Raw genomic sequence first — 23,794 nt, forward strand, 5'->3', positions numbered from 1 at the left:
GGTCCGGACGGACTGGCTCCGCCGGGCCGGCGGAGCACCGGTACGCTGCGGTACGCCGTGCCGGACCCGTCTGAGAGGTGGCCCCGTCCGTGACCGCGATTGCTCCGGGCCGTACCCGCCGCGCCGCGCTGGTGACCGCGCTGTGCGCCCTGGCCGTCCTGACGGGATGCAGCGAGGATCCGGACGCGGGGACGAACGGGGTCGGCAAGCTGTCGCCGGGCGCGATCCAGTCGAGGACGCGGGCGGCGGCGGCCTCGGTGGCGACGGTGCGGATGGCGGGGACGGTGGTCACCAGCGGGCGCACGTACCAGCTGGACATGCGTCTGAACGAGGACGGCGGGACCGGTTCGGTCACGTCGAAGGGGACGACGTTCCAGTTGCTGCGGGTGCACGACACGCTGTATCTGCAGGCCGACGCGGGGTTCTGGAACCACGCCGACGGCAGTGACACGGCCGCCGCCTCCAAGCTCGACGGCAAGTACGTGAAGGTGCCCCGGACGGATCCCGCGTACAGGAAGTTCAGCGGCTTCACGGACAAGGACGTCCTCCTCTCGGGCCTGCTGACCCTGCACGGTTCTCTCGCGACCGACGGCCACCACGAGCAGTCGGGTACCCGCACGATCCGCATCACCGGTGACAGCGGTTCCGGTGGCACGCTCGACGTCTCCCTCGAAGGCAAGCCGTACCCCCTTCGCCTGCAGCGCGGCGGCGGCGCGGGCACCCTCACCTTCTCCGACTGGGGTAAGGACTTCAGCGTGGCCGAACCGGAGAAGGGTGAGACGGTGGACTACGGGAAGCAGTTGCCGACGTCGTAGGGGACGGGGGCCGGATCCCGCCGCGACGGTGGTCTCCGGTGCCGAACCCCCGTCGGCCGGCCGCTGCTTGCCCGGCCGCCGCGGTCACGCGGACCGTTCGCGCTTTCGCCGTCTGCCCAGCAGGCGCGGCAGGCCCGCCGGGACCGGGCGCCGGGTCGTCGCGGGGGAGGGCACGGGCGCTTCGGCCAGGCTGTCCGCGGGCAGGGGCGACAGCGTCCCCGTCGGCCGCAGGCGCAGCACCCGGCACTCGCGCGCCCAGCGGTCCGTCATGGCCTCGCCGTCGGGGGCGTTGAGGCGCTTGCCCTTGAGCTCGGCGACGGCGGTGTCCCACTCGGGGGAGCCGGCGGGCAGTTCCGCGACCGCCGCCGTCCAGGCGACCAGCCGGCCGCCCTTGTCCTTGCTGCGGACGGTGACCTCCGCCGACCCGCCGTCGGCCAGCCCGGTCAGCGGCTGCTCGGTCCCGTCGCCGACCAGGAACACGCTCCCGTCGGCCCACGTGTGCCACATCGCCCGTGCGGCCGGTGTCCCGGCGGCCCGCACCCAGATGAGGCCGGACTTCTTGGTGGCCTCCTCGACGAGGGCCTGGTCGAGCAGCTCACTTGTCATGGCGCCCACCCTAGAGCCAGCCGTTGCGCTTCAGCGTCCGGTGGATCCCCAGGCAGATGCAGACCGTGATGCCCATGATCACCGGGTAGCCGTACTTCCAGTGCAGCTCCGGCATGTACTTGAAGTTCATGCCGTACACCCCGCACACCATGGTCGGTACGGCGATGATCGCGGCCCATGCCGTGATCTTCCGCATGTCCTCGTTCTGGGCCACGGACGCCTGCGCGAGGTTGGCCTGGAGGATGGAGTTGAGGAGTTCGTCGAAGCCGACGACCTGCTCCTGGACGCGGGCGAGGTGGTCGGCGACGTCCCGGAAGTACTTCTGGATGTCGGGGTCGACGAGCCGCATCGGGCGTTCGCTCAGCAGCTGCATCGGGCGTAGCAGCGGCGACACCGCACGCTTGAACTCCAGTACCTCGCGCTTGAGTTGGTAGATCCGCGCGGAGTCGACACCCCGGGACACCCCGCCCTTGCGGCCCGGCGTGAAGACCTCGGTCTCCACCTCGTCGATGTCGTCCTGCACGGCGTCGGCGACCGCCACGTAGCCGTCGACGACGTGGTCGGCGATGGCGTGCAGCACGGCCGAGGGGCCCCTGGCGAGCAGCTCGGGATCGTCCTGGAGCCGGTGCCGCAGCGCCCGCAGCGAGCCCTGGCCGCCGTGCCGGACGGTGATGAAGAAGTCCCGGCCGGTGAAGCACATGACCTCGCCGGTCTCCACGACCTCGCTGTTGGCGGTGAGCTGGTCGTGCTCGACGTAGTGGATGGTCTTGAAGACCGTGAAGAGGGAGTCGTCGTACCGCTCCAGCTTGGGGCGCTGGTGGGCCTGGACCGCGTCCTCCACGGCCAGCGGGTGCAGCCCGAACTCGCTCGCGATGCCGGCGAATTCGGCCTCCGTCGGCTCGTGCAGGCCGATCCACACGAAGCCGCCGTCCCGGCGTACCAGCCGCATCGCCTCGTGCGGGGTCAGCGGCGTCGCCGTCTCCACGCGGGCGCCGTCGCGGTACACCGCGCAGTCGACGACGGCCGAGGGCGTACCGGGGTCGCGGGTGGTGTCGTACGCCCCGTTGTCCGGCCGCAGGCTCTTGCGCAGCGAGGGGCGGGACGGACGGACCACGGCGCGCAGGTCGCGGATCATCGACATGGGCAGGCTCCTTCGCGACAGGCAGCGAAAGATCACCGGAGAACGGGTGGAACCACCCGGAATGAGGACGTCCTGACTGCGGATGTTTGGCGCGTCCACAAAGCGGGGAGCACCGCACCGTTGCGGTGGCGACTTCGCTACTGATTCGGATCAGACGAACAGATCCCGACAGATCCGGAAGGGATCGGTCAGCGGGATCAGGCAAGCGGAGACGAAGTGCTCTTCCGAACGACGACGCGCACGAAAAGGCGGTAGCCAGCCAGAGACGAGATTTCAGAGGCCGGAAGAGCGAGTGGTACTGCACGGGTGACTTCGATCCATGACAGCCCCACCTCCTCCAGCCGGTCCCTCGTAAGGGAGTCCTGTCGGCGTCGGGGTCTGACCGCGACGCTCTGCGTGCTGCCCCGAACCACCGCGGCCAGACTAGCAGCAGCCCTTGGTGTCAAGGCGCCGCTTTGCCCGGTGCTGACGAGTTCTATGCTCACGACATGGCTGATGTTCTTCCTCTGGTCGAAGCCCGGTTGACCACCGCACTGGGCGAACCGGACGCGCGCGCGGCGGTCACCTTCCTCGGTACGGACCGCATCGAGGTGCTCCGTTTCCACGAGGACCTCCAGGGTGAGAACGTCGTCCGCTACGCCACGCTCGGCATGTCCGCGCACCCCATGACCGACCCCACGGCGATGGTCGCGGACCCCGTCAAGGGGCCCCGCGCCGAACTGGTGCTGTCGGTCCGGGCCGGCCGTGCCGAGACCGACAAGGTGCTCCGCGCGCTCGCCGTCCTCGCCGCTTCCCCGCAGGTGGAGGGCCTGGTCGTGGCCCCCGGCGCGTCCCTCGACGTGGGCGGGCCGCTGTGGCCGGGCGCCCCCTTCACCTCCGTCCTGGTCGGCGAGCCGGGCGGTCTCGTCGAGGATCTGGAGCTGGACGGGCCGCTCGATCCCGTACGGTTCCTGCCGCTGCTGCCGATGACGCCGAACGAGGCCGCCTGGAAGCGGGTGCACGGCGCCCAGCCGCTCCAGGAGCGCTGGCTCGCGAACGGGACGGACCTCCGGGACCCTGCCCGGAGATCCGTCCCGTTGGACTGACCCGTCAGCCGGCCGCGCTCGGTGAGCAAGCTCACGAAACGCGGTCCCGAGGACGTCAGTCGGCGAACACCGTGACGCTGTCCTCGCTGACGTGCCGCGCCTCCAGTTCCTCGGCGTCGTGGGCGAGCGCCTTGCGTCGTACCAGCACCACGGCGGCGCCCAGCACGGCGGTGACCGCCGCCACCAGGAACGGGACGTGGATGTCGGTCCACTCCTCGATCTTCGGCGCGAAGTAGGGCGCGGCGGCCGCCGCGAACCAGCGGACGAAGTTGTAGCCCGCGCTCGCCACCGGGCGCGGCGCGTCCGACACGCCGAGGGCCAGTTCGGTGTACACGGTGTTGTTCACGCCGATGAACGCGCCGGACAGGATGGTGCAGACGATCGCGGCGGTGTGGCCGCCGTAGCCGAGCACGAGGACGTCCGCGGCGAGCAGCACCAGCGAGCCGCCGAGCACCTTCAGGGAGCCGAACCGCTCCTGCAGGCGCGGCGCCACGAGCACCGAGAACAGCGCGAGCAGCACACCCCAGGCGAAGAACACCGCACCCGAGCGGTACGGGGTCATGTTCAGCACGAACGGGGTGAAGGCCAGCACGGTGAAGAACGTGTAGTTGTAGAAGAACGCCGACGCCGCGGCGGAGGCGAGGCCGCCGTGCCCCAGTGCCTTGAGCGGGTCGAGGATCGACGTCTTGCGGGCCGGCTTCGGCTGCTCCTTCAGGAACGCGGTGATGCACAGGAAGCCGACCGCCATCAGGGTGGCGGTGCCGAAGAACGGGTAGCGCCAGCTGAGGTTGCCGAGCACCGCGCCCAGCAGCGGGCCGCAGGCCATGCCGAGGCCGAGGGCGGACTCGTAGAGCAGGATCGCGGCGGCGCTGCCGCCGGCCGCCGCGCCGACGATGACCGCGAGGGCGGTGGAGACGAACAGGGCGTTGCCGAGGCCCCAGCCGGCCCGGAAGCCCACCAGCTGGCCGACGGTGTCCGAGGTGCCGGCCAGGCCCGCGAAGACCACCACGAACGCGAGGCCGAGCAGCAGCGTCCGGCGCCCGCCGATCCGGCTGGAGACGAAGCCGGTGAGCAGCATCGCCACGGCGGTGATCAGGAAGTACGAGGTGAAGAGCAGGGAGACCTGGCCGGGCGTGGCGTCCAGGCCCTTGGCTATGGACGGCAGGATCGGGTCGACGAGTCCGATGCCCATGAAGGCGACCACGGACGCGCCCGCCGTCGCCCACACGGCCTTCGGCTGCCGCAGGATGCCGCCTGCTCCCGCGTCGAATGGGTCGGCCATGCGCTTCCTCCGCTCGCTCGGATTTGGTTGGTGTTTACACATACTAAGTTAGGTCAGCTAATAAATGCAAGATGCACGTAGTTTCGTCCGGTGAACGGTCAGGCCGGACGGGTGATCGTCCTTGACGTGGGGGAATCCGGGTAGGACCGTGGGGCCCTATGAGGGGCGAACCCAGTTGCCCGAAGTGTGGTGGCCGGGTCAGGGCTCCCGGACTCTTCGCCGACACCTGGCAGTGCGATGTGCACGGGACCGTGTACCCGGTGCAGCCCGTGCTCCCGCCCAGCGTCGAGGCGCTCGACGTGGTGGTGCACCGCACCCAGGTGCCGGTGTGGATGCCCTGGCCGCTGCCGGTCGGCTGGCTGTTCACGGGTGTGGCCTGCGCCGGGGACGACCGCGGCGGCGGCCGGGCGACCGCCGTCGCGTGCTCCGGGCCCGCGCCGCTCGGCGGGATAGGGGAGATGATCCTGGTCGCCGAGGAGCTGGGCGTCGGCCTCGGCGCCCGGTACGCGGGCATCGACGGGCCGGATCCCGGGCCGTACATGAGCGTGGAGAAGCCGCCGCAGGCGAAGGTGCTGGCCGCGGGGCGGCCCGCGCCGTTGTGGCACGTCACCGGGGCGCCCGACGACCGGGCCGTCTTCGCGGGAGAGGCCCGGGGGCTGTGGCTGTGGGCCGTGGTGTGGCCCGAGCAGACCGGGCTGCTGATGTACGACGAGCTGGTGCTGACGGATCTGCGGGACGCCGGGGCCGAGGTGGACATCGTGCCCTGCGGGGCGCTGTCCCCCAGGCTGCTGGAGCCGTAGGGCTGGACGGTTCCTCGCCTGCTCGGGGTGCCCGGCTGCGCGTCTCGGCGCCGGGTGTACGGAGTGCCCCCCGCTTTCGGGTGTGACAGGACCCCCTCTTCCGGCCGCTATCCTTGACGCGTCCCCCTCCGTACCGCCCCGCTGGAGTCCGTGTCGTGCGCATCGATCTGCACTGCCACTCCACCGCGTCCGACGGTACGGACACCCCCGCCGAGCTGGTGCGCAACGCCGCGGCCGCCGGGCTCGACGCCGTCGCGCTGACCGATCACGACACCACCCGCGGGTACGCCGAGGCCGTCGCCGCGCTGCCCGAGGGACTCACCCTCGTCACCGGGGCCGAGCTGTCCTGCCGTGTCGACGGCGTCTCCCTGCACATGCTGGCCTACCTCTTCGACCCCGAGGAGCCGGCGCTGCTCGCCGAGCGCGAGCTGGTCCGGGACGACCGGGTGCCGCGCGCCCAGGCCATGATCGCCAAGCTGAACGCGCTGGACGTGCCGGTGACCTGGGAGCAGGTCGAGCGGATCGCCCAGGGCGGCTCCGTGGGGCGGCCGCACGTCGCCTCCGCGCTCGTCGAGCTCGGTGTCGTACCGACCGTGAGCGACGCCTTCACCGAGGAGTGGCTGGCCGACGGCGGCCGCGCCTTCGTGGAGAAGCACGAGACCGACCCCTTCGAGGCGATCCGGCTGGTCAAGGGCGCCGGTGGGGTGTGCGTGTTCGCGCATCCGGCAGCCGCCAAGCGCGGGCGCACGGTGCCCGAGCCGACGATCGCCGCGCTGGCCGCGGCCGGTCTCGACGGCATCGAGGTCGACCACATGGACCACGACGAGGCCACCCGGGCGCGGCTTCGGGGTCTCGCGGCGGAGCTGGACCTGCTGGTCACCGGGTCCTCGGACTACCACGGCAGCCGCAAGACGGTCGCGCTCGGCGCGTACACGACCGACCCCGAGGTGTACGGCGAGATCACGCGCCGGTCGACGGGCGCGTTCCCGGTCCCGGGGACCGGCGGGGCCTGAGGGCCGGCCCTCCCACGTCCGGTCTCCCCCTTCCCGAACTTCCTCCCCAAGCTTCTCCGCAAGCTTCTTCAGCAAGGCCTGTAGCTCACCCATGTTCGACCTCGCCGTGTTCGGCTCCCTCTTCCTGACCCTTTTCGTCATCATGGATCCCCCCGGGATCACCCCGATCTTCCTCGCCCTCACCGCCGGCCGGCCCGGCAAGGTGCAGCGGCGGATGGCCTTCCAGGCGGTGTGCGTGGCGGGCGGTGTCATCACCGTCTTCGGCCTCCTGGGCCACCAGATCCTGGACTACCTCCACGTCTCCGTGCCCGCGCTGATGATCGCGGGCGGGCTGCTGCTCCTGCTCATCGCCCTCGACCTGCTCACCGGCAAGAACGACGAGCCGAAGCAGACCAAGGACGTCAACGTGGCGCTCGTGCCGCTGGGCATGCCGCTGCTGGCCGGGCCCGGCGCGATCGTCTCGGTCATCCTCGCCGTGCAGAAGGCCCACGGCGTCGCCTCGCAGGTGTCCGTGTGGGCCGCGATCCTCGCCATCCACGTCGTGCTGTGGCTGGTGATGCGCTACTCGCTGCTGATCATCCGCGTCATCAAGGACGGCGGCGTGGTCCTGGTGACACGCCTCGCCGGCATGATGCTGTCCGCGATCGCCGTGCAGCAGATCATCAACGGCGTCACCCAGGTGATCAAGGGCGCCTGAGCCCCGGCGGATACGGAGCCCCGGCAGGCGCGGAGCCCCGGCAAGCGCGGAGCCCCCGCACGGCGTGTGTGCCGTGCGGGGGCTCCGAAGACTCTGCGGTGTTCCGCGTGTCGGTGTGGCTCGTCTCTCGTATACGTTACGACGTCTGGTTCTCGGCCGGTCGGATCCACAGGCGCTGCCCGATGGCGGCGGCCTGCTGCACGATCCTGTTGACGGAGGCGGCGTCCACGACAGTGCTGTCCACGGTGGTGCCGTCGACCTCGTCGAGTCGCATGATTTCGAAGCGCATGGCCTCTCCCTTCGTCCGCTGTTCCGTCCTATCCAACGACTTGCGTGTTACAAACATTCCCTACGCTAAAGAAATTTTTCGAACGTCTAATTACTGACCGGTACCAGTATCCACGAGACTGACCGGGACCGGTTGTGTTCGCAGCGTGACCGCCGGGACAATGGAGGTGATGAACGACGACCTCTCCGCCCTTCAGGCCCGTATCGACCGCACGAACGAGCTGCTCACCCGCATGCTCGCCGAAGTGGCCAAGACGCCCTCGACGCACGCGATCTTCGTCGACGCGGGCTACCTCTACGCGGCCACGGGCCGGCTCGTCGCCGGGACGGAGGACCGCCGGGCCTTCGACCTCGACGCCGAAGGGCTCATCGAGGCGCTCATCGACAAGGCGCGCCAGATCTTCGCGGACAGCAGGCTGCTGCGCGTCTACTGGTACGACGGCGCCCGCCGCCGCATCCACACCGCCGAGCAGCAGGCCATCGCCGAGCTCCCCGACGTCAAGGTCCGCCTCGGCAACCTCAACGCCAACAACCAGCAGAAGGGTGTCGACTCCCTGATCCGCTCGGACCTGGAGTCACTCGCCCGGCACCGCGCGATCAGCGACGCGGCCCTGCTCGGCGGCGACGAGGACCTGGTCTCCGCGGTCGAGGCCGCGCAGGGGTACGGCGCCCGTGTCCACCTCTGGGGCATCGAGGCCCCCGAAGGCCGCAACCAGGCCGAACCGCTGCTCTGGGAGGTCGACAGCCAGCGCACCCTCGACCTCCAGTTCTTCAAGCCGTACGTCTCCCGGCGTGCCGCCCCGGCCTACGACGCCGGCGCCACCAGACCCAGCCGCGAGGACGTCCGCTTCGTCGGTGCGCAGATCGCCGCCAAGTGGCTGTCCGCGCGGGGGCGTGAGGCGCTGGTAGAGCTGCTCCCCGGCCACCCCTACCTGCCCGGGTCCGTCGACCAGGACCTGCTGGTCGAGGCCGAGAGCCTCCTCCAGTACTCGCTGCGCGGCCAGTCCGACCTGCGCCGCGCCCTGCGCGACGGCTTCTGGGAGCACCTCCAGACGCAGTACTGAGGACGAGCGGCACCAGGGACGCGCGTCCGGCGTGCGCGAGGCCTTTCGCGACTCGCCCTAGCCTTCGGTGCTCTCCCAGAAGGCGGCGATCGCCTCGGCGGTGGGTGCCGGGCGGTCGGTGTTGGGGGAGTGCTCCGCGCCGTCGACGACCGTGCGGCGGGCGCCCAGCCGCTGCGCCATCTCGTCCAGCAGGGGCACCGGCCAGGTGTCGTCCCGCGCACCCGACAGGACGTGGTACGGCAGCGCGACGGCGGCGAGTTCGGCGACGCGGTCCGGCTCGGTGCACAACTGGCGGCCGGTGGCGAGGAGTTGAGCCGGCTTGTTGTGCAGCCAGCGGCGCCGCAGGTCCTCGCGGTCCACCGGCCCCTCGTCCAGTTCCTCCGGCGCCTCCAGGGCCTGCATCGCCTCCCACACCTCGGCCATCGACATCACGGCGAGGGCGTCCCGCAGCAGCTTCACGCGCTGCTGCTGGGAGGGGGAGATCTGAGCCGGGCCCGAGGCCATGAGCGTCAGCGACCGGAACGGCGTGGGGTCGAGCAGCACGGCCGCCCGGGCGATCTGGCCGCCCAGGGAGTGGCCCAGCAGGTGCACCGGCCGCCCGTCGCCGACGGCTGCCGCCTGCGCCAGCACGTCCCGCGCCAACTCCTCCTGGGCGTAGGCCGATTCGTCGTCATGCGGTCCGTCGGACTCGAACTGCCCACGGCCGTCCACCGCGACGGTCCGGTACCCGTGGGCGCCCAGAGCCGGGTGCAGGAGGTTGAAGTCCTCCTTGCTGCCGGTGAACCCGGGCAGCAGCAGCGCGGTCCCCCGCGGCTCCACCCCGGCCGCCACGGGCGCGTCGACGACGGCGAACTCACCGCGCGCGGTGGTGAGCGCGTACACACGAGCACCGGCGGGCGGGACGAAGGAAGAAGGCCTGCTCATGGGGGAGAGGGTAACGGGCGGTGTGCGACGCACCGGGGGACGGTGGGTGAATCCGGCCGGTCGGGTGGCGGGGGTGCATGTTGTCAGGGGCGCTGTGTGCAGGGCGCCGTCAGCGTCGTGGTGGGCGGTTTTCGAAGTGCCCGCCGTCCTGGGCCGGCGCCCGGCCCGGGGCGCGGACGCCGACGGCCCGGCCCACACGGGGTGGGCCGGGCCGTCGTGGTGGCTCGGTCGGCTCAGGCCTCGGGAGCCGCGGCGGTCGCCTTCCGGGTCCGGCGGACCTTCGGCTTCGCCTCGGCGCCGGCCGCCTCCGCGGACTCGGCCGCCTTGCGGGTGGTCCGGCTCCTGGGCTTGGCCTCCGGCTCGCCGCTGGCCTGCGCCGGGATCTCCGCGGTGGCGGCGGCCGTCTTGCGGGTCCGGCGCGGCTTGGCCGCGGTGGCTTCCGCGGTGTCCGCAGCGGTCTCCGGGGCGGCTGCCGTCTTGCGGGTCCGGCGCGGCTTCGGCGCGGCCTCGGCGTCCGCCACGGCGGTCTCCGGGGCGGCGGCTGCCGTCTTCCGGGTGCGGCGCGGCTTGGCCTCGGCGGCGTCCGCCGTGTCGACCGTGGCCTCCGGCGTGTCGACCGTGGCCTCGGCGGCCTTGCGCGTCGTGCGCCGGCGCGGCTTGGCCTCCTCCGCAGCCTCGTCGGCGGCGACCGGGGCGGCGGCTGCCGCCTTGCGGGTGCGGCGCGGCTTGGCCTCGGTGGTCTCGGCGGTGTCCACCGCGACCTCCGCGGCGGCCGTCGCCTTGCGGGTGCGGCGCGGCTTCGGCTCCTCGGTGGCCTCGGGCTCGGGAACGGTCGTGACCTGCTCGGCCTGCTCGACCGGCGCGGCGGTCTTGCGGGTGCGGCGGCGGGCCGGGGTGACCGGGGCCTCCGGTGCCGCCTGCGCGGTCTCGGCGGTCTCCGGGGCGGCGGCTGCCGCCTTGCGGGTGCGGCGCGGCTTGGCCTCGGTGGTCTCGGCGGTGTCCACCGCGACCTCCGCGGCGGCCTTGGGGACCTCGGCCACCGGGGCGGTCACCGGAGTGACCTCCGCCTGCGGCGCGGTCTCGGCGGAGCGGCGGGTGCGGCGGCGCGGCTTCTCCGGCGCGGCCTGCTCCGGCACGGCCTCCACCGTCTCCAGGACGGCCTCGGGCGTCACGGTCACCGGCGCGGCGGCCGCCACCGGCTCCTGCGAGGCCCCGCCGCGGGTACGGCGACGGCGGGGCGGGGTCCGGGTGGCCGGGGCCTCCTCGGCGGCGGGGGCCGCGGCCTCGGCGGCCGGCGACGTGGCCGTCGTACCGGACGCCGGTTCCATGGCCGAACCGCCGCGCGTGCGACGACGGCGGCGCGGAGTACGGGCCGGACGCTCGCGCTCCTCGGTACGGGATTCCGCGTGGGACTCGTTGCGACCGCCCCGGCCACCGCGACCGCGGCCACCGCGGCCGCCGGTCTCGCCGAGGTCCTCAAGCTCCTCCGCGTCGAGCCCGGCGCGGGTGCGCTCCGAGCGCGGCAGGACACCCTTGGTGCCCGCGGGGATCTTGAGGTCCTCGAAGAAGTGCGGGGAGGTCGAGTACGTCTCCACCGGGTCGGGGAACTTCAGGTCCAGCGCCTTGTTGATGAGCTGCCAGCGCGGGATGTCGTCCCAGTCGACGAACGTGATCGCCGTACCCGACGCACCCGCGCGGCCGGTACGGCCGACCCGGTGCAGGTACGTCTTCTCGTCCTCGGGGGACTGGTAGTTGATGACGTGGGTGACGCCCTCGACGTCGATGCCGCGCGCGGCGACGTCGGTGCAGACGAGGACGTCCACCTTGCCGTTGCGGAAGGCGCGCAGCGCCTGCTCGCGGGCGCCCTGGCCGAGGTCGCCGTGGACGGCGCCGGAGGCGAAACCGCGGCGCTGGAGCTGCTCGGCGATGTCGGCGGCGGTGCGCTTGGTGCGGCAGAAGATCATCGCGAGCCCGCGGCCCTCGGCCTGCAGTATGCGCGCGATCATCTCCGGCTTGTCCATGGAGTGCGCGCGGTAGACGAACTGCGCGATGTTCGCGACGGTCGCGCCCTCGTCGTCCGGCGCGGTGGCGCGGATGTGGGTGGGCTGGCTCATGTACCGGCGCGCGAGGCCGATGACCGCGCCCGGCATGGTGGCCGAGAACAGCATGGTCTGGCGCTTCGCCGGAAGCATGTCGATGATCTTCTCGACGTCCGGCAGGAAGCCCAGGTCGAGCATCTCGTCGGCCTCGTCGAGGACGAGCGACTTGATGTGCTTGAGGTCGAGCTTGCGCTGGCCCGCGAGGTCGAGGAGACGGCCCGGCGTGCCGACGACGACGTCGACGCCCTTCTTCAGGGCCTCGACCTGCGGCTCGTAGGCGCGGCCGCCGTAGATGGCGAGAACGCGTACGTTGCGGACCTTGCCGGCCGTCAGCAGGTCGTTGGTGACCTGGGTGCACAGCTCGCGGGTGGGGACGACCACGAGCGCCTGCGGCGCGTTGGTGAGGGCCTCGGGGGCGGCGCGGCCGGCCTCCACGTCGGCGGGGACGGTCACGCGCTCCAGGAGCGGCAGACCGAAGCCGAGGGTCTTGCCGGTGCCGGTCTTGGCCTGGCCGATGACATCGGTGCCGGACAGGGCGACCGGGAGTGTCATCTCCTGGATGGGGAAGGGGTTGACGATGCCGACGGCTTCCAGGGCCTCGGCGGTCTCGGGGAGGATCCCGAGTTCTCGAAACGTCGTAGTCAGGGTGCTGCCTCTTCTGTGTGGCGCGGCACGAGGCGAGCGCGGGGGTCTTTGACGGACCGTGCCGGGGACGTCGGCTGCCTTACGGACGGGCTGTGGGGGGCACGCCGTAGTGCACGGGACCTCTGCCGACGCTCTAGCGCTCGTACCGCTGAGGGTGTCTCCCTCCGGCCGACGTACGCGATGTGCCGTACGCGCCGGGAGGGCTGTCGGTTCGGAGCCGATCGGGCCACCGACCGGGCATCCTCATACGTGCGGCCTGTCGAGGCACGTCTGAAACAGACGGCGTACCAGCAGGCGCATTACCACCATACCCCGGAATCGTGCACATGCGATGGCCGATTTGGTCACGTCGTGGTACTCGCGGTGGCTGACCTGGAGCTTCCCCCAGGACTTCCACGACTTTCCGGGACGGGTGAGGGGTCGCCCGGGGACCTCTCGGGGATTTCCCCCAGCGCTTCCCCGAGGCGGCGAGCGGGCTATTGTGCGCTTCATGACGAGCTCTGACAAGCCTGAGACCGCCTCCGCCGAACCGACCGGTGTCGCCGCCCAGGACTGGGGGCAGGCGGCCGCCGACCCGCAGTACCGAGCCGCGGTCGTGGACCTGCTCGGCGCGCTCGCGTACGGCGAGCTCGCGGCGTTCGAGCGCCTCGCGGAGGACGCCAAGCTGGCGCCCACGCTGGCCGACAAGGCCGAGCTGGCGAAGATGGCGTCGGCCGAGTTCCACCACTTCGAGCGGCTGCGGAACCGGCTGACGGAGATCGGCGAGGACGCGACGCAGGCCATGGACCCGTTCGTCGCGGCCCTCGACGGCTTCCACCGGCAGACGGCGCCGTCGGACTGGCTGGAGGGCCTGGTGAAGGCGTACGTCGGCGACTCGATCGCCAGTGACTTCTACCGGGAGGTCGCCGCCCGGCTGGACACCGACACGCGCGAGCTGGTGCTGGCCGTGCTCGACGACACGGGGCACGCCGGGTTCGCGGTGGAGAAGGTACGGGCCGCCATCGACGCCGATCCCCGGGTGGGGGGCCGACTGGCGCTGTGGGCACGGCGGTTGATGGGGGAGGCGCTGTCGCAGTCGCAGCGCGTCGTCGCCGACCGGGACGCGTTGTCGACCATGTTGGTGGGCGGGGTCGCCGACGGCTTCGATCTCGCCGAGGTGGGGCGGATGTTCTCGCGGATCACCGAGGCGCACACCAAGCGGATGGCCGCGCTGGGCCTGGCCGCCTGACGCCCGTCGCGGGGGTCCCGGTACAGCGCGGTCAGGGTGCTCGGCGTCGGGCGCTACGCCGGGATCGATCGTCGGCGCAGCCGGCGGCCCGTGGGGCGCAGCAGCAGGGAGAGGGACGCCGCCGAGACGACCGCCGCTCCCACGAGGCTCACGAAGGCCGTGCCGGGGCCCAGCGCGCTGTGGGTGACGAAGTCCCCGAACAGGGCCCCCGCGACACCCGTGGAGAACACCAGCGGGCGGGCCGGAAGACGGTGGGACAGGCGGCTGTTCGCGGCCCACGCCAGGGCCAGGCCGAGCAGGGCGGATCCAAGGACTTCCAGGAACATCACGGGGGGTCCCTCCCACGGCCGGCCGGTGCTTCGCGGTCGTAGCCCGTCATACCCGTGACCTGCGGAATGCAATCCTCCCCTGTGGGTGACGTGTGGGCCGCATGTGGAGGACGAACACGACGCAGGGGCCCGGCGGACGGGTGTCCGCCGGGCCCCTGCGTCGTGCTGCGACTAGAGCGCGCTGAATCCGACCTTGCGCACGGTCGGTTCACCCAGCTCGACGTACGCGAGGCGGTCCGTCGGGACCAGGACCTTGCGGCCGCGCTCGTCCTCCAGGGACAGCACCTGCGACTTGCCCGACAGCGCGTCGGCGACGAGGCGTTCGACCTCTTCGGCGTTCAGACCGCTCTCCAGAACGATCTCGCGAGGCGCGTGCTGCACGCCGATCTTGACCTCCACGGCTATGTCCCTCCGACGGTCAGTGAAGTGCGCGACCTTACGCGCCGTACGCTGCACACATTAGCCCGGTGAGGGGACGTACACGCTGCGGGCTGTGCACGCCAGGAGCGAACACCGAACGGGAATGCGGCGCGAGCGGCCCGCCCGCGGGCGCCGACCCCGTCAGTGGTGGGAATCCATGCCGTGCAGCGGGAAGCCGGCGATGCCCCGCCAGGCCAGCGAGGCCAGCAGCTGAACCGCCTGGTCGCGCGGGACGCTGCGGTCGCTGTGCAGCCAGGAGCGCGCCACCACCTGGGCGAGACCGCCGAGGCCGGAAGCCAGCAGCATCGACTCCGCGCGCGACAGGCCGGTGTCCTCGGCGATCACGTCGCAGATCGCCTCGGCGCACTCGGTCGTCACCTTGTCGACGCGCTCACGCACCGCGGGCTCGTTGGTCAGGTCGGACTCGAAGACCAGCCGGAAGGCACCGCCGTCGTCCTCGACGTACGCGAAATAGGCGTCCATGGTGGCGCGGACGCGCTGCTTGTTGTCGGTGGTCGACGCCAGCGCGCCGCGTACCGCCTGGATCAGGGCGTCGCAGTGCTGGTCCAGCAGCGCCAGGTACAGGTCGAGCTTGCCCGGGAAGTGCTGGTAGAGAACGGGCTTGCTGACACCGGCGCGTTCGGCGATGTCGTCCATCGCGGCCGCGTGGTACCCCTGCGCGACGAAAACCTCCTGGGCGGCGCCCAGCAGCTGGTTCCGTCGGGCACGGCGCGGCAGGCGAGTGCCCCGCGGGCGTGCCGCCTCTGTCTGCTCGATGGCTGTCACGCCGCCTCCCAAAGTCGTCCACTTGCGGATCGCGCCGCCCGGCCATCGTACTTTTCGGTAACCGTGATGTGCGCGGTGCGAGCGCAGAATTTCACGTACCGGACGGCGGCGAAAGCCGCACCGGGAAATGCACCGGGAAATACGGACAGAGCAGGTGGGGCCGCCGGAGACCGGGTGCGTCAGCGGTAGTCGTCCTCGTCGTGCGAGACCACACGTGTCTGCTCGACCAGATCGGCCTCGTTGGCGCGGTCCGGGTCCACCGCGGTGAGCGGATCGTCGTGGGACGGTGCGAGGTCCGTGTGCTGCTCGGCTGCGTCGCCCTCCGGGGCCTCGACGTCGATCTCGGGGGTGTCCTCCGCCTCCAGATCTTCGAGCGCGTCGGGGTCGGTCGGGTCATAGGCCATGGTGGGGCTCCCTTCCTTCGAACGTCCCTGGCTGAGCAGGGGGCCACAAACGGGTGCCCTGTTTACGAGCGTAGGAGACACCGGATGCGGACGCTATGTCACCGGGGCCGTTCGCTGCGCGTGTCCGGTGCCGTGCACCCGCGCCGCCGTACGGCACGCCCGGTGGCTCTGTGACGGCGAACACACGAACCACTGTGTGATCGTCTCGTAACATTGGCCCATGTCGTCGACCGAGCTGCCGTCCGTACCGCCTACCAGCGTGCTCCCGAAGGCAAAGGCCGTCAGAGTCGCCGAGGGCGAGCGGCTGCGGTCGGTGGGACTGCCCGGCGTGACCCTGTCGATCCGTTCCCGGCCCCCCGCGCGCGAGGGCCTGCCGCCCGCGCTGTACGTCCACGGACTCGGCGGTTCCTCGCAGAACTGGTCGGAGCTGATGCAGCGGCTCGAAGGCGACGTGGACGGCGAGGCGGTCGACCTCCCGGGCTTCGGCAACTCTCCGCCGCCGGACGACGGCGACTACTCCGTCACCGGGCACGCGCGCGCGGTCATCCGTTATCTCGACGCGGCCGGCCGCGGCCCGGTCCACCTCTTCGGCAACTCGCTCGGCGGCGCGGTCTCGACCCGGATCGCCGCCGTCCGCCCCGACCTCGTCCGCACGCTCACCCTGGTCTCGCCGGCGCTGCCCGAGCTGCGGGTGCAGCGCACCGCCGTGCCGACGATCCTGATCGGCCTGCCCGGCATCGCCGGGCTCCTCACCCGTACGACCGGCAGGTGGACCGCCGAGCAGCGCGTGCGGGGCGTCCTGTCCCTCTGTTACGGCGATCCGGGCCGGGTGACGCCCGAGGCGTTCGAGTACGCGGTGGAGGAGCTGGAGCGGCGGCTGCGGCTGCCGTACTTCTGGGACGCGATGGCGCGGTCCGCGCGCGGGATCGTCAACGCGTACACCCTGGGCGGCCAGCACGGGCTGTGGCGCCAGGCCGAGCGCGTCCTCGCCCCCACGCTGCTGATCTACGGCGCCCGCGACCAGCTCGTCGGCTACCGCATGGCCCAGCGGGCCGCGCGCAGCTTCCGCAACTCCCGCCTGCTGTCCATGCCGGACGCCGGGCACGTGGCGATGATGGAGTACCCGGGGGTGGTGGCCGGGGCGTTCCGGGAGCTGCTGGCGGACGCCGAGAGGTCCGGCGGCGGCACCCCCGCTCCGGGCACGGGGAGCTGAGGGACGGGTGGGACGCCACAGCCGTCGCGGCCCGGCACCCCGGGGCGACGCCGCGGGCACGGCAGGCGTGGGCGCGGTGCGTTCCGCCGACGGCATCCCGGCTGACGGCACCCCGATGGACGGCGCCCCGGTCGACGTCAGCGCGGCTCGCGGTACCCCGGCGGCCGGTGTTCCCCAGGTCCGTGACGGGCAGTCCCGGCCGCGGGAGGCGGGCGCGGGCCGGCCAGGCGGGGTGTCGATACCGCGGCAGCGGCGGGGTTTTTCCGGCGGGCCCCGGCAGGACCATGTCGACGCCTTCGACGGGGACGTCGACGTCTTCACGCCCCGCTCCGGCATCGGCACGCAGCGTGCGGAAACGTATCCGCGGTTCTCCGGTCCGCATGGCTCGCCGCTCGCCGCCGAGCCGTACGGCGACGACGGCGAGGCGCCGCCCACCGGGGGACCCGCGCAGTCCAGGGGCGGCAAGGGCCGTACCTTCACCGGCATCGCGGCCGCCGCCGTCACCACCGTGCTCGCGGTGATCGTCGCCGGACAGGTGGCCGACGGCCGGGACCGCGCCGCGCGGGCCGGGTCGGGCGCCGACGCGCGGGCCGTCGACGGAGCCGCGTCGCGCGGCGACGACCGGACCGCGCCGTCCGCGTCCGCCGCGCCGAGCCCGGTCGTCCTGTCGTACGCGCAGGCGATGGACACCAAGTACCCGCTCAGCGCCGAGCTGGCCGGCTCCGGGAAGTTCACCGCCGTGCCCGGCGGCGCGAAAGCGCCCGGCAAGGGCCGGAAGTACACCTACCGCGTCGACGTGGAGCAGGGGCTGGGCCTGGACGGGAAACTGTTCGCGGACGCCGTGCAGAAGACGCTCAACGACGACCGCAGCTGGGCCCACGACGGCGCCCGCACCTTCGAGCGCGTCTCCTCCGGCAGGCCCGACTTCGTGATCACGTTGGCCAGTCCCGGCACCACCGCCACGTGGTGTGCCAAGTCGGGCCTCGACACGACCGAGGACAACGTGTCCTGCGACTCGGCGTCCACCCAGCGAGTGATGATCAACGCGTACCGGTGGGCACAGGGCAGCAGGACGTACGGCGACAAGATCCACGCCTACCGGCAGATGCTGATCAACCACGAGGTGGGCCACCGGCTCGGCTACGGCCACGTGACGTGCGACAAGGACGGCGAGCCGGCGCCGGTCATGCAGCAGCAGACCAAGTTCCTCGACCACGACGGAATCCACTGCCTGCCCAACCCCTGGCCCTATCCCAGGAGTTGACAGGTGGCGCATACATCACATTGACATGCGCAAAAAGTTCCTTCATATTTTTGGGCATGTCGTCCCCCCACGCCTCTTCGCGCGCCGCCATCGAGCTGGCGCTCATCGGCGTGACCGCGCTCTGCGTGGCCGACATCCACTGTCGCTGACCGTCGCCCTCCGGCGTTCGTGTCGCGATTCTCCTGTGCCGCCGTGACCTGGGTCACGGCTCTTTCGACGACCTGACGCCCGGGCAGACGTCTGTCCGCTTTCGTCTCACTCCTCGTCAATCTGTCTCGTCAATTGAGACACGCCTTCCGAGAGGTCGTCATTCCGATGCGTCAACCGTCCGCCAGAGCGCGCCGTGCGGCCGTGGCAACCGTCAGCCTGGTCGTGGCAGCGGGTGCCGCCGCCTGCGGGCCGAAGGACAACGATGCCAAGGGCTCAGCCGGCGACTCCGCGCCGCACAAGGGCGGCACGCTGACCGTGCTGAACTCCGACCCGCAGTCGGACTTCGACCCGGCCCGCCTGTACACCTCCGGCGGCGGCAACGTGCCCTCCCTGGTCTTCCGCACGCTCACCACCCGCAACCGCGCGAACGGCGCCGCCGGCGCCAAGGTCGTCCCCGACCTGGCCACCGACACCGGCCGTCCCAGCAAGGACGCGACCGTGTGGACGTACACCCTCAAGGCGGGCCTCAAGTACGAGGACGGCACCGCGATCACGTCCGCCGACATCAAGTACGGCATCGAGCGCTCCTTCGCCCCCGAGCTCTCCGGCGGCGCGCCCTACCTGCGGGACTGGCTGGTCGGCGCGGCCGACTACCAGGGGCCGTACAAGGACAAGAAGGGGCTGTCGGCGATCGAGACGCCGGACAGCCGCACGATCGTCTTCCACCTGAACAAGCCCGAGGGCGAGTTCCCCTACCTGGCCACGCAGACGCAGTTCGCGCCCGTCCCGAAGGTCAAGGACACCGGCACGAAGTACGAGGAGCACCCGGTCTCCTCAGGCCCGTACAAGGTCGTCGAGAACGACAACGACGGCGAGCACCTGGTGCTGGAACGGAACACGTACTGGTCGGCCTCCGTCGACGACCAGCGCAAGGCCTACCCGGACAAGATCGACGTCCGCTCCGGGCTCGACTCCTCCGTGATCAACCAGCGGCTGTCGGCGTCCCAGGGCGCGGACGCGGCGGCCGTCACCACGGACACCAACCTCGGTCCGGCCGAACTCGCCAAGGTGACCGGCGACAAGGAACTGGCCGCGCGGGTCGGCACCGGCCACTTCGGCTACACCAACTACATCGCGTTCAACCCGACGGTGAAGCCGTTCGACAACGCCAAGGTGCGCCAGGCGATCTCCTACGCCGTCGACCGGTCCTCTGTGGTCAACGCCGCGGGCGGCAGTGCGCTCGCCGAACCCGCGACCACCTTCCTGCCGAACCAGAAGTCCTTCGGCTACACGCCGTACGACCTCTTCCCGGCCGGTGCCACCGGCAACGCGGCCAAGGCGAAGGAACTGCTGAAGGAGGCGGGCTACCCGAACGGGCTCACGGTCACGCTCACCCACGACAACGCCCAGAACTTCAAGACCAGCCCCGAGATCGCGACCGCCGTCCAGGACGCCCTCAAGAAGGCCGGCATCACCGTCAAGCTCCAGGGCCTGGAGGACAACAACTACTCGGACACCGTCCACAGCGTGAAGACCGAGCCCGGCTTCTTCCTCTCCGCCTGGGGTGCCGACTGGCCCTCCGGCGGCCCCTTCCTCGCTCCGATCTTCGACGGCCGGCAGATCGTCAAGGACGGTGCGAACTTCAACTCCGGTCTGCTCGACGACGCGTCGGTCAATGCCGAGATTGACGCGATCAACAAGTTGACCGATCTTGACGCCGCTGCCCAGAGGTGGGGCGCGCTCGACAAGAAGATCGGCGCACAGGCGCTGACCGTCCCGCTGTTCCACCCCGTCTACAAGCGGCTGGTCGGCAAGGACATCAGGAACGTCGTGATCAGCGACTGGACCGGTGTCCTGGACATCTCCCAGGTCGCGGTGAAGTAGCGACGTGAGCGAGGTACTTGTCGCCCCCCAGGCCCCCGAGGCGCTCGCCTCGGGGGCTTCGGGGGCCCGTCGGTTCTGGCGGCGGCTGCGCGCGCAGCGGGCCGCCATGGTCGCGGCGGGGATCGTCGCGCTGCTCGTCCTGGTCGCGCTCGCCGCGCCGCTGCTCACCGGCCTGGAGGGCCAGGACCCCACCACCTACCACCCCGCCCTGGTGGACTCCGCGCGCGGGGGCGTGCCCATCGGCTCCCTCGGCGGCGTCGGCGCCGACCACTGGCTCGGCGTCGAACCGGGGACCGGCCGGGACCTGTTCGCGCGGCTCGTCTACGGCGCACGGGTCTCCCTCGGCGTCGCCCTGGCGGCGACCACCGTGCAGGTCCTCCTCGGTGTCGTCGTCGGTGTCACGGCCGGACTCGGCAACCGATGGGTTGATCAACTGTTGAGCCGGATCACCGACATCATCGTCGCCATGCCGCTGATCATCATGGCCCTGGCCCTGCTGGCCGTCGTGCCCAGCAGCTTCCCCAGGCCGGTCCTGGTCTCCCTCATCATCGGCTTCGTCGCCTGGGGCACCATCGGCAAGATCGCGCGCGCCGCGACGCTCTCCCTGAAGAACCTGGACTACGTGGCCGCCGCACGGCTCAGCGGCTGGAGCACCTGGCGGATCGCCCGGCGGGAACTGCTGCCCGGCCTCGCCGCGCCCGTCATCACGTACGCCGCCCTCATGGTGCCGGCCAACATCTCCATCGAGGCCGCGCTGTCCTTCCTGGGCGTCGGGGTGAAGCCCCCGACCCCTTCCTGGGGCCAGATGCTCACCTCCGCCAACGTCTGGTACCAGGCGGCCCCGCAGTACCTGCTGCTGCCCGCGGGCGCCCTCTTCGTCACCGTGCTCGCGCTCACCGTGTTCGGCGACGGCGTCCGCACCGCCCTCGACCCGCGCTCGGCCTCCCGGCTGCGCGTCGGAACCGGCCGCAAGCAGGAGACGAAGGCGAAGACCGGGCCGCGCACGCCGCAGCCGGACGCCGCCGACGCCGCCGAGGAGGGCCGGTCATGAAGGGCTTCGCCGGATTCGCGCTGCGCCGTACCGTGGGCGCGGTCATCACCCTGCTGGCCATCTCGGTCATCGTCTACGTCGTCTTCTACGTCACCCCCGGCAACGTCGCCCAGATCACCTGCGGCCCCCGCTGCTCGCCGGAACAGGTGCACCAGGTCGCCCAGCAACTCCGGCTCGACGACCCGCTGTACGTGCGCTACTGGCACTTCCTCCAGGGCATCGTCGCCGGCCAGGACTACTCCACCGGTACCTCCGTCGCGCACTGTGCGGCCCCCTGCCTCGGGCTCTCCTACCAGAGCGACCAGCAGGTCATGCAGATCATCCTCACCAAGCTGCCGGTCAGCCTGTCGCTGGTGATCGGCGCGATGGTGCTCTGGCTGCTGCTGGGCGTCGGCACCGGCATCCTCTCCGTCTGGCGGCGCGGCCGGCTCACCGAGCGCGCCCTCACCGGCCTCACCCTGGCCGGAATCTCCACGCCGGTCTTCGTCATCGGCCTCGTCCTGATGATCGTGGTCTGCGGGCAACTGGAGCTGCTGCCGTTCCCGGAGTACGTCTCCTTCTCCGACGACCCCGAGCAGTGGGCCTGGAACCTGCTGCTGCCCTGGGTGACCCTCGCGGTCGCCGAAGCGGCCTACTTCGCCCGGCTGACCCGGGCGTCGATGCTGGAGACCCTCGCCGAGGACCACATCCGCACCTTCCGGGCCTACGGCGTCGGCGAGCGGGCGATCGTCGGCCGCCACGCGCTGCGCGGCGCGCTCGCGCCGATCATCGCCCTGAACGCCAACGACGTCGGCAGCGCGGTCGGCGGAGCCGTGCTCATCGAGAGCCTCTTCGGTCTCCCCGGCATCGGCCAGGAACTCGTCCACGCGGTCACCGTGGTCGACCTGCCCGTGGTCGTCGGCATGGTTCTGGTCATCGGCTTCTTCGTGGTCCTCGCCAACGCCGTCGCGGACGTGCTGTACGCGCTGGCCGACCGACGGGTGGTACTGACGTGAGTCTGGTCCGAGTCACTGATCTGACCGTGGAGTTCGGGGACCTGCGGGCCGTGGACGGGCTCTCGTTCACCCTGGCGCCGGGCGCCGCCCTCGCGCTGGTCGGCGAGTCCGGCTCCGGCAAGTCCACGGTCGCCTCGGCCCTGCTCGGCCTGCACCACGGCACGGGCGCGCGGGTCGGCGGCTCGATCGAGGTCGCCGGCGTCGACGTACAGGCCGCCTCCGACGCCGAACTGCGGCGGCTGCGCGGCGCGAAGGCGGCGATGGTCTTCCAGGACCCGCTGTCCTCCCTGGACCCGTACTACGCGACAGGCGACCAGATCGCCGAGGTGTACCGCGTGCACGCGCGCGTGTCACGGCGAGCCGCACGCGCGCGTGCCGTGGAGGTCCTCGACCGGGTCGGCATCCCGGACGCCCCGCGCCGGTCCAGGTCCCGCCCGCACGAGTTCAGCGGCGGCATGCGCCAGCGCGCGCTGATCGCCATGGCGCTCGCCTGCGAACCCGACCTGCTGATCGCCGACGAGCCGACCACGGCTCTCGACGTGACCGTCCAGGCCCAGATCCTCGACCTGCTGCACACGTTGCGCGAGGAGACCGGCATGGGCCTGCTGCTCGTCACGCACGACGTGGGCGTCGCCGCCGAGAGCGTCGACCAGGTGCTCGTCATGCGGCACGGCCGGGTGGTCGAACAGGGACCGGTCACCGGTGTGCTCGGGGCCCCCACCCAGCCGTACACGCGTGAACTGCTCTCCGCCGTCCCACGGGTGGACGCGGCGCGTACGCCCTCCGAGGCGCCCGGCGAGGTGGTCCTGGAGGCGACGGGCCTGCGGCGGGAGTTCGGGCGCGGCAAGCGGGCGTTCACGGCCGTGGACGACGTGTCGCTGACCGTCCGCCGCGGCGAGACCCTCGGCGTCGTCGGCGAGAGCGGCAGCGGCAAGACGACGCTCGGCCGGATGCTGGTCGGACTGCTGGAGCCGACGGCGGGCGAGGTCCGCTACGACGGGCACGCGCGCGTGGGCGTCGACCCGGCGCTCCAGATGGTCTTCCAGGACCCGGTCTCCTCGCTCAATCCGCGCCGCAGCGTGGGCGAGTCGATAGCCGACCCGCTCCGCGCCCGCGGCGACCGGGACGAGGGGCGCATCCGGGATCGGGTGGTCGAACTGCTGGAGCGCGTGGGGCTAGAAGGCGCGCACTACGACCGTTACCCGCACGAGTTCAGCGGTGGCCAGCGCCAGCGCGTGGGCATCGCGCGGGCGCTCGCGGCCGACCCGCGCGTCATCGTCTGCGACGAGCCGGTCTCCGCGCTGGACGTCACCACCCAGGCCCAGGTCGTCGCCCTGCTCGGCGAACTCCAGCGCGAGCTCGGGCTGGCGCTCGTCTTCGTCGCCCACGACCTCGCCGTCGTCCGCCAGGTCAGCGACCGGGTCGCGGTCATGCGCCGCGGCCGGATCGTGGAGACCGGGCCCGCCGACGAGGTGTACGACAGCCCCAAGGACCCGTACACCCGGCAACTCCTCGCCGCCGTACCCGCCCTCGACCCCGAGGCCGCGGCCCGGCGCCGGGCCGCCCGCCGGGAACTGGCGTCGGCGTGACGTTTCCGCTGCTCCCCAGGGC

The 23,794-nt window shown here is 71.8% G+C and carries 24 protein-coding genes; 14 read left to right on the plus strand and 10 right to left on the minus strand.

Translation table 11 applies throughout. The annotated features are described in order from the left end of the window. Positions 1 to 89 precede the first annotated feature (89 nt). Positions 90 to 815, plus strand: a complete 726-nt coding sequence (locus AB0G52_RS07260) for a hypothetical protein (protein ID WP_361334572.1) — start codon at positions 90 to 92, stop codon at positions 813 to 815. Between the two features lie 84 nt (positions 816 to 899). Here the strand turns inward: AB0G52_RS07260 and AB0G52_RS07265 are convergent, their stop codons facing one another. Both AB0G52_RS07265 and AB0G52_RS07270 read right to left on the minus strand, forming a co-directional pair. After that, positions 900 to 1,421: a hypothetical protein gene (locus AB0G52_RS07265; protein ID WP_361334575.1), complete on the minus strand. Its 522-nt coding sequence runs from the start codon at positions 1,419 to 1,421 to the stop codon at positions 900 to 902. A 10-nt stretch (positions 1,422 to 1,431) separates the two neighbouring features. Continuing rightward, positions 1,432 to 2,562: a magnesium and cobalt transport protein CorA gene (locus AB0G52_RS07270; RefSeq protein WP_132888710.1), complete on the minus strand. Its 1,131-nt coding sequence runs from the start codon at positions 2,560 to 2,562 to the stop codon at positions 1,432 to 1,434. A gap of 488 nt (positions 2,563 to 3,050) precedes the next feature. Between AB0G52_RS07270 and AB0G52_RS07275 the strand changes: the two genes are divergently transcribed. Continuing rightward, positions 3,051 to 3,647: a suppressor of fused domain protein gene (locus AB0G52_RS07275; RefSeq protein ID WP_132888711.1), complete on the plus strand. Its 597-nt coding sequence runs from the start codon at positions 3,051 to 3,053 to the stop codon at positions 3,645 to 3,647. A gap of 55 nt (positions 3,648 to 3,702) precedes the next feature. Here the strand turns inward: AB0G52_RS07275 and AB0G52_RS07280 are convergent, their stop codons facing one another. Next, positions 3,703 to 4,929, minus strand: a complete 1,227-nt coding sequence (locus AB0G52_RS07280) for an MFS transporter (RefSeq protein ID WP_132888712.1) — start codon at positions 4,927 to 4,929, stop codon at positions 3,703 to 3,705. A gap of 158 nt (positions 4,930 to 5,087) precedes the next feature. Between AB0G52_RS07280 and AB0G52_RS07285 the strand changes: the two genes are divergently transcribed. The 3 genes from AB0G52_RS07285 (at position 5,088) to AB0G52_RS07295 (ending at position 7,439) form a co-directional block, all read left to right on the plus strand. Continuing rightward, positions 5,088 to 5,729, plus strand: coding sequence for a DUF6758 family protein (locus AB0G52_RS07285; protein ID WP_132888713.1), 642 nt, complete (start codon positions 5,088 to 5,090; stop codon positions 5,727 to 5,729). 155 nt (positions 5,730 to 5,884) lie between these two features. Then, the gene (locus AB0G52_RS07290) at positions 5,885 to 6,742 is read left to right on the plus strand and encodes a PHP domain-containing protein (RefSeq protein WP_361334580.1); all 858 of its coding nucleotides are present in this window, start codon (positions 5,885 to 5,887) and stop codon (positions 6,740 to 6,742) included. Between the two features lie 91 nt (positions 6,743 to 6,833). Then, positions 6,834 to 7,439: a MarC family protein gene (locus AB0G52_RS07295; protein ID WP_132888715.1), complete on the plus strand. Its 606-nt coding sequence runs from the start codon at positions 6,834 to 6,836 to the stop codon at positions 7,437 to 7,439. 136 nt (positions 7,440 to 7,575) lie between these two features. Here AB0G52_RS07295 and AB0G52_RS07300 read toward each other — a convergent pair whose 3' ends face one another. Further along, entirely contained in the window at positions 7,576 to 7,728 is a 153-nt protein-coding gene (locus AB0G52_RS07300) for a hypothetical protein (protein WP_165939347.1), read from the minus strand. Between the two features lie 160 nt (positions 7,729 to 7,888). On the opposite strand from AB0G52_RS07300, the gene AB0G52_RS07305 reads away from it, so the two are divergent. Continuing rightward, on the plus strand, positions 7,889 to 8,791 hold the full coding sequence (locus AB0G52_RS07305; RefSeq protein WP_361335109.1) for an NYN domain-containing protein: 903 nt from the start codon (positions 7,889 to 7,891) through the stop codon (positions 8,789 to 8,791). A 57-nt stretch (positions 8,792 to 8,848) separates the two neighbouring features. On the opposite strand, the gene AB0G52_RS07310 is transcribed toward AB0G52_RS07305, so the two are convergent. Continuing rightward, a complete protein-coding gene (locus AB0G52_RS07310) occupies positions 8,849 to 9,715 on the minus strand; it encodes an alpha/beta hydrolase (protein ID WP_361334584.1) in 867 nt (288 codons plus the stop codon). Positions 9,716 to 9,948: 233 nt separating this feature from the next. After that, the gene (locus AB0G52_RS07315) at positions 9,949 to 12,366 is read right to left on the minus strand and encodes a DEAD/DEAH box helicase (protein WP_361334587.1); all 2,418 of its coding nucleotides are present in this window, start codon (positions 12,364 to 12,366) and stop codon (positions 9,949 to 9,951) included. Positions 12,367 to 12,940: 574 nt separating this feature from the next. On the opposite strand from AB0G52_RS07315, the gene AB0G52_RS07320 reads away from it, so the two are divergent. Beyond that, positions 12,941 to 13,687 (plus strand): ferritin-like fold-containing protein, encoded by a 747-nt coding sequence (locus AB0G52_RS07320; protein WP_132888718.1) that lies wholly within the window; start codon positions 12,941 to 12,943, stop codon positions 13,685 to 13,687. A 53-nt stretch (positions 13,688 to 13,740) separates the two neighbouring features. Here the strand turns inward: AB0G52_RS07320 and AB0G52_RS07325 are convergent, their stop codons facing one another. The 4 genes from AB0G52_RS07325 to AB0G52_RS07340 all read right to left on the minus strand — a co-directional run bounded on the left by AB0G52_RS07325 (position 13,741) and on the right by AB0G52_RS07340 (position 15,626). After that, on the minus strand, positions 13,741 to 14,013 hold the full coding sequence (locus AB0G52_RS07325) for a hypothetical protein (protein ID WP_361334590.1): 273 nt from the start codon (positions 14,011 to 14,013) through the stop codon (positions 13,741 to 13,743). Between the two features lie 174 nt (positions 14,014 to 14,187). Further along, the gene (locus tag AB0G52_RS07330; RefSeq protein WP_207921709.1) at positions 14,188 to 14,415 is read right to left on the minus strand and encodes a DUF3107 domain-containing protein; all 228 of its coding nucleotides are present in this window, start codon (positions 14,413 to 14,415) and stop codon (positions 14,188 to 14,190) included. A 162-nt stretch (positions 14,416 to 14,577) separates the two neighbouring features. Continuing rightward, on the minus strand, positions 14,578 to 15,222 hold the full coding sequence (locus AB0G52_RS07335; protein WP_132888721.1) for a TetR/AcrR family transcriptional regulator: 645 nt from the start codon (positions 15,220 to 15,222) through the stop codon (positions 14,578 to 14,580). A gap of 179 nt (positions 15,223 to 15,401) precedes the next feature. Further along, positions 15,402 to 15,626, minus strand: coding sequence for a hypothetical protein (locus tag AB0G52_RS07340; RefSeq protein WP_132888722.1), 225 nt, complete (start codon positions 15,624 to 15,626; stop codon positions 15,402 to 15,404). Between the two features lie 220 nt (positions 15,627 to 15,846). Between AB0G52_RS07340 and AB0G52_RS07345 the strand changes: the two genes are divergently transcribed. The 7 genes from AB0G52_RS07345 to AB0G52_RS07375 all read left to right on the plus strand — a co-directional run bounded on the left by AB0G52_RS07345 (position 15,847) and on the right by AB0G52_RS07375 (position 23,772). Beyond that, positions 15,847 to 16,839, plus strand: a complete 993-nt coding sequence (locus AB0G52_RS07345; protein WP_361334595.1) for an alpha/beta hydrolase — start codon at positions 15,847 to 15,849, stop codon at positions 16,837 to 16,839. 115 nt (positions 16,840 to 16,954) lie between these two features. Further along, on the plus strand, positions 16,955 to 18,103 hold the full coding sequence (locus AB0G52_RS07350; RefSeq protein WP_361335112.1) for a DUF3152 domain-containing protein: 1,149 nt from the start codon (positions 16,955 to 16,957) through the stop codon (positions 18,101 to 18,103). 56 nt (positions 18,104 to 18,159) lie between these two features. Further along, on the plus strand, positions 18,160 to 18,252 hold the full coding sequence (locus tag AB0G52_RS07355) for an Ms4533A family Cys-rich leader peptide (protein ID WP_338059060.1): 93 nt from the start codon (positions 18,160 to 18,162) through the stop codon (positions 18,250 to 18,252). Between the two features lie 166 nt (positions 18,253 to 18,418). Beyond that, positions 18,419 to 20,137: an ABC transporter substrate-binding protein gene (locus AB0G52_RS07360; RefSeq protein ID WP_361334598.1), complete on the plus strand. Its 1,719-nt coding sequence runs from the start codon at positions 18,419 to 18,421 to the stop codon at positions 20,135 to 20,137. Between the two features lie 4 nt (positions 20,138 to 20,141). After that, the gene (locus tag AB0G52_RS07365) at positions 20,142 to 21,188 is read left to right on the plus strand and encodes an ABC transporter permease (RefSeq protein WP_361334601.1); all 1,047 of its coding nucleotides are present in this window, start codon (positions 20,142 to 20,144) and stop codon (positions 21,186 to 21,188) included. Then, complete coding sequence (locus AB0G52_RS07370; protein ID WP_132888726.1) at positions 21,185 to 22,183, plus strand: ABC transporter permease; 999 nt, start codon at positions 21,185 to 21,187, stop codon at positions 22,181 to 22,183. Before AB0G52_RS07365 ends, AB0G52_RS07370 begins: the two co-directional genes overlap by 4 nt. Next, positions 22,180 to 23,772 carry an ABC transporter ATP-binding protein gene (locus tag AB0G52_RS07375; protein ID WP_361334604.1) on the plus strand — a complete coding sequence of 531 codons (1,593 nt, stop codon included), beginning with the start codon at positions 22,180 to 22,182 and terminating at the stop codon, positions 23,770 to 23,772. The genes AB0G52_RS07370 and AB0G52_RS07375 overlap by 4 nt, the downstream gene beginning before the upstream one ends. The last annotated feature ends 22 nt before the right edge of the window (positions 23,773 to 23,794 follow it).

This window comes from Streptomyces sp. NPDC021562 (assembly GCF_040640875.1).
Lineage (GTDB): Bacteria > Actinomycetota > Actinomycetes > Streptomycetales > Streptomycetaceae > Streptomyces.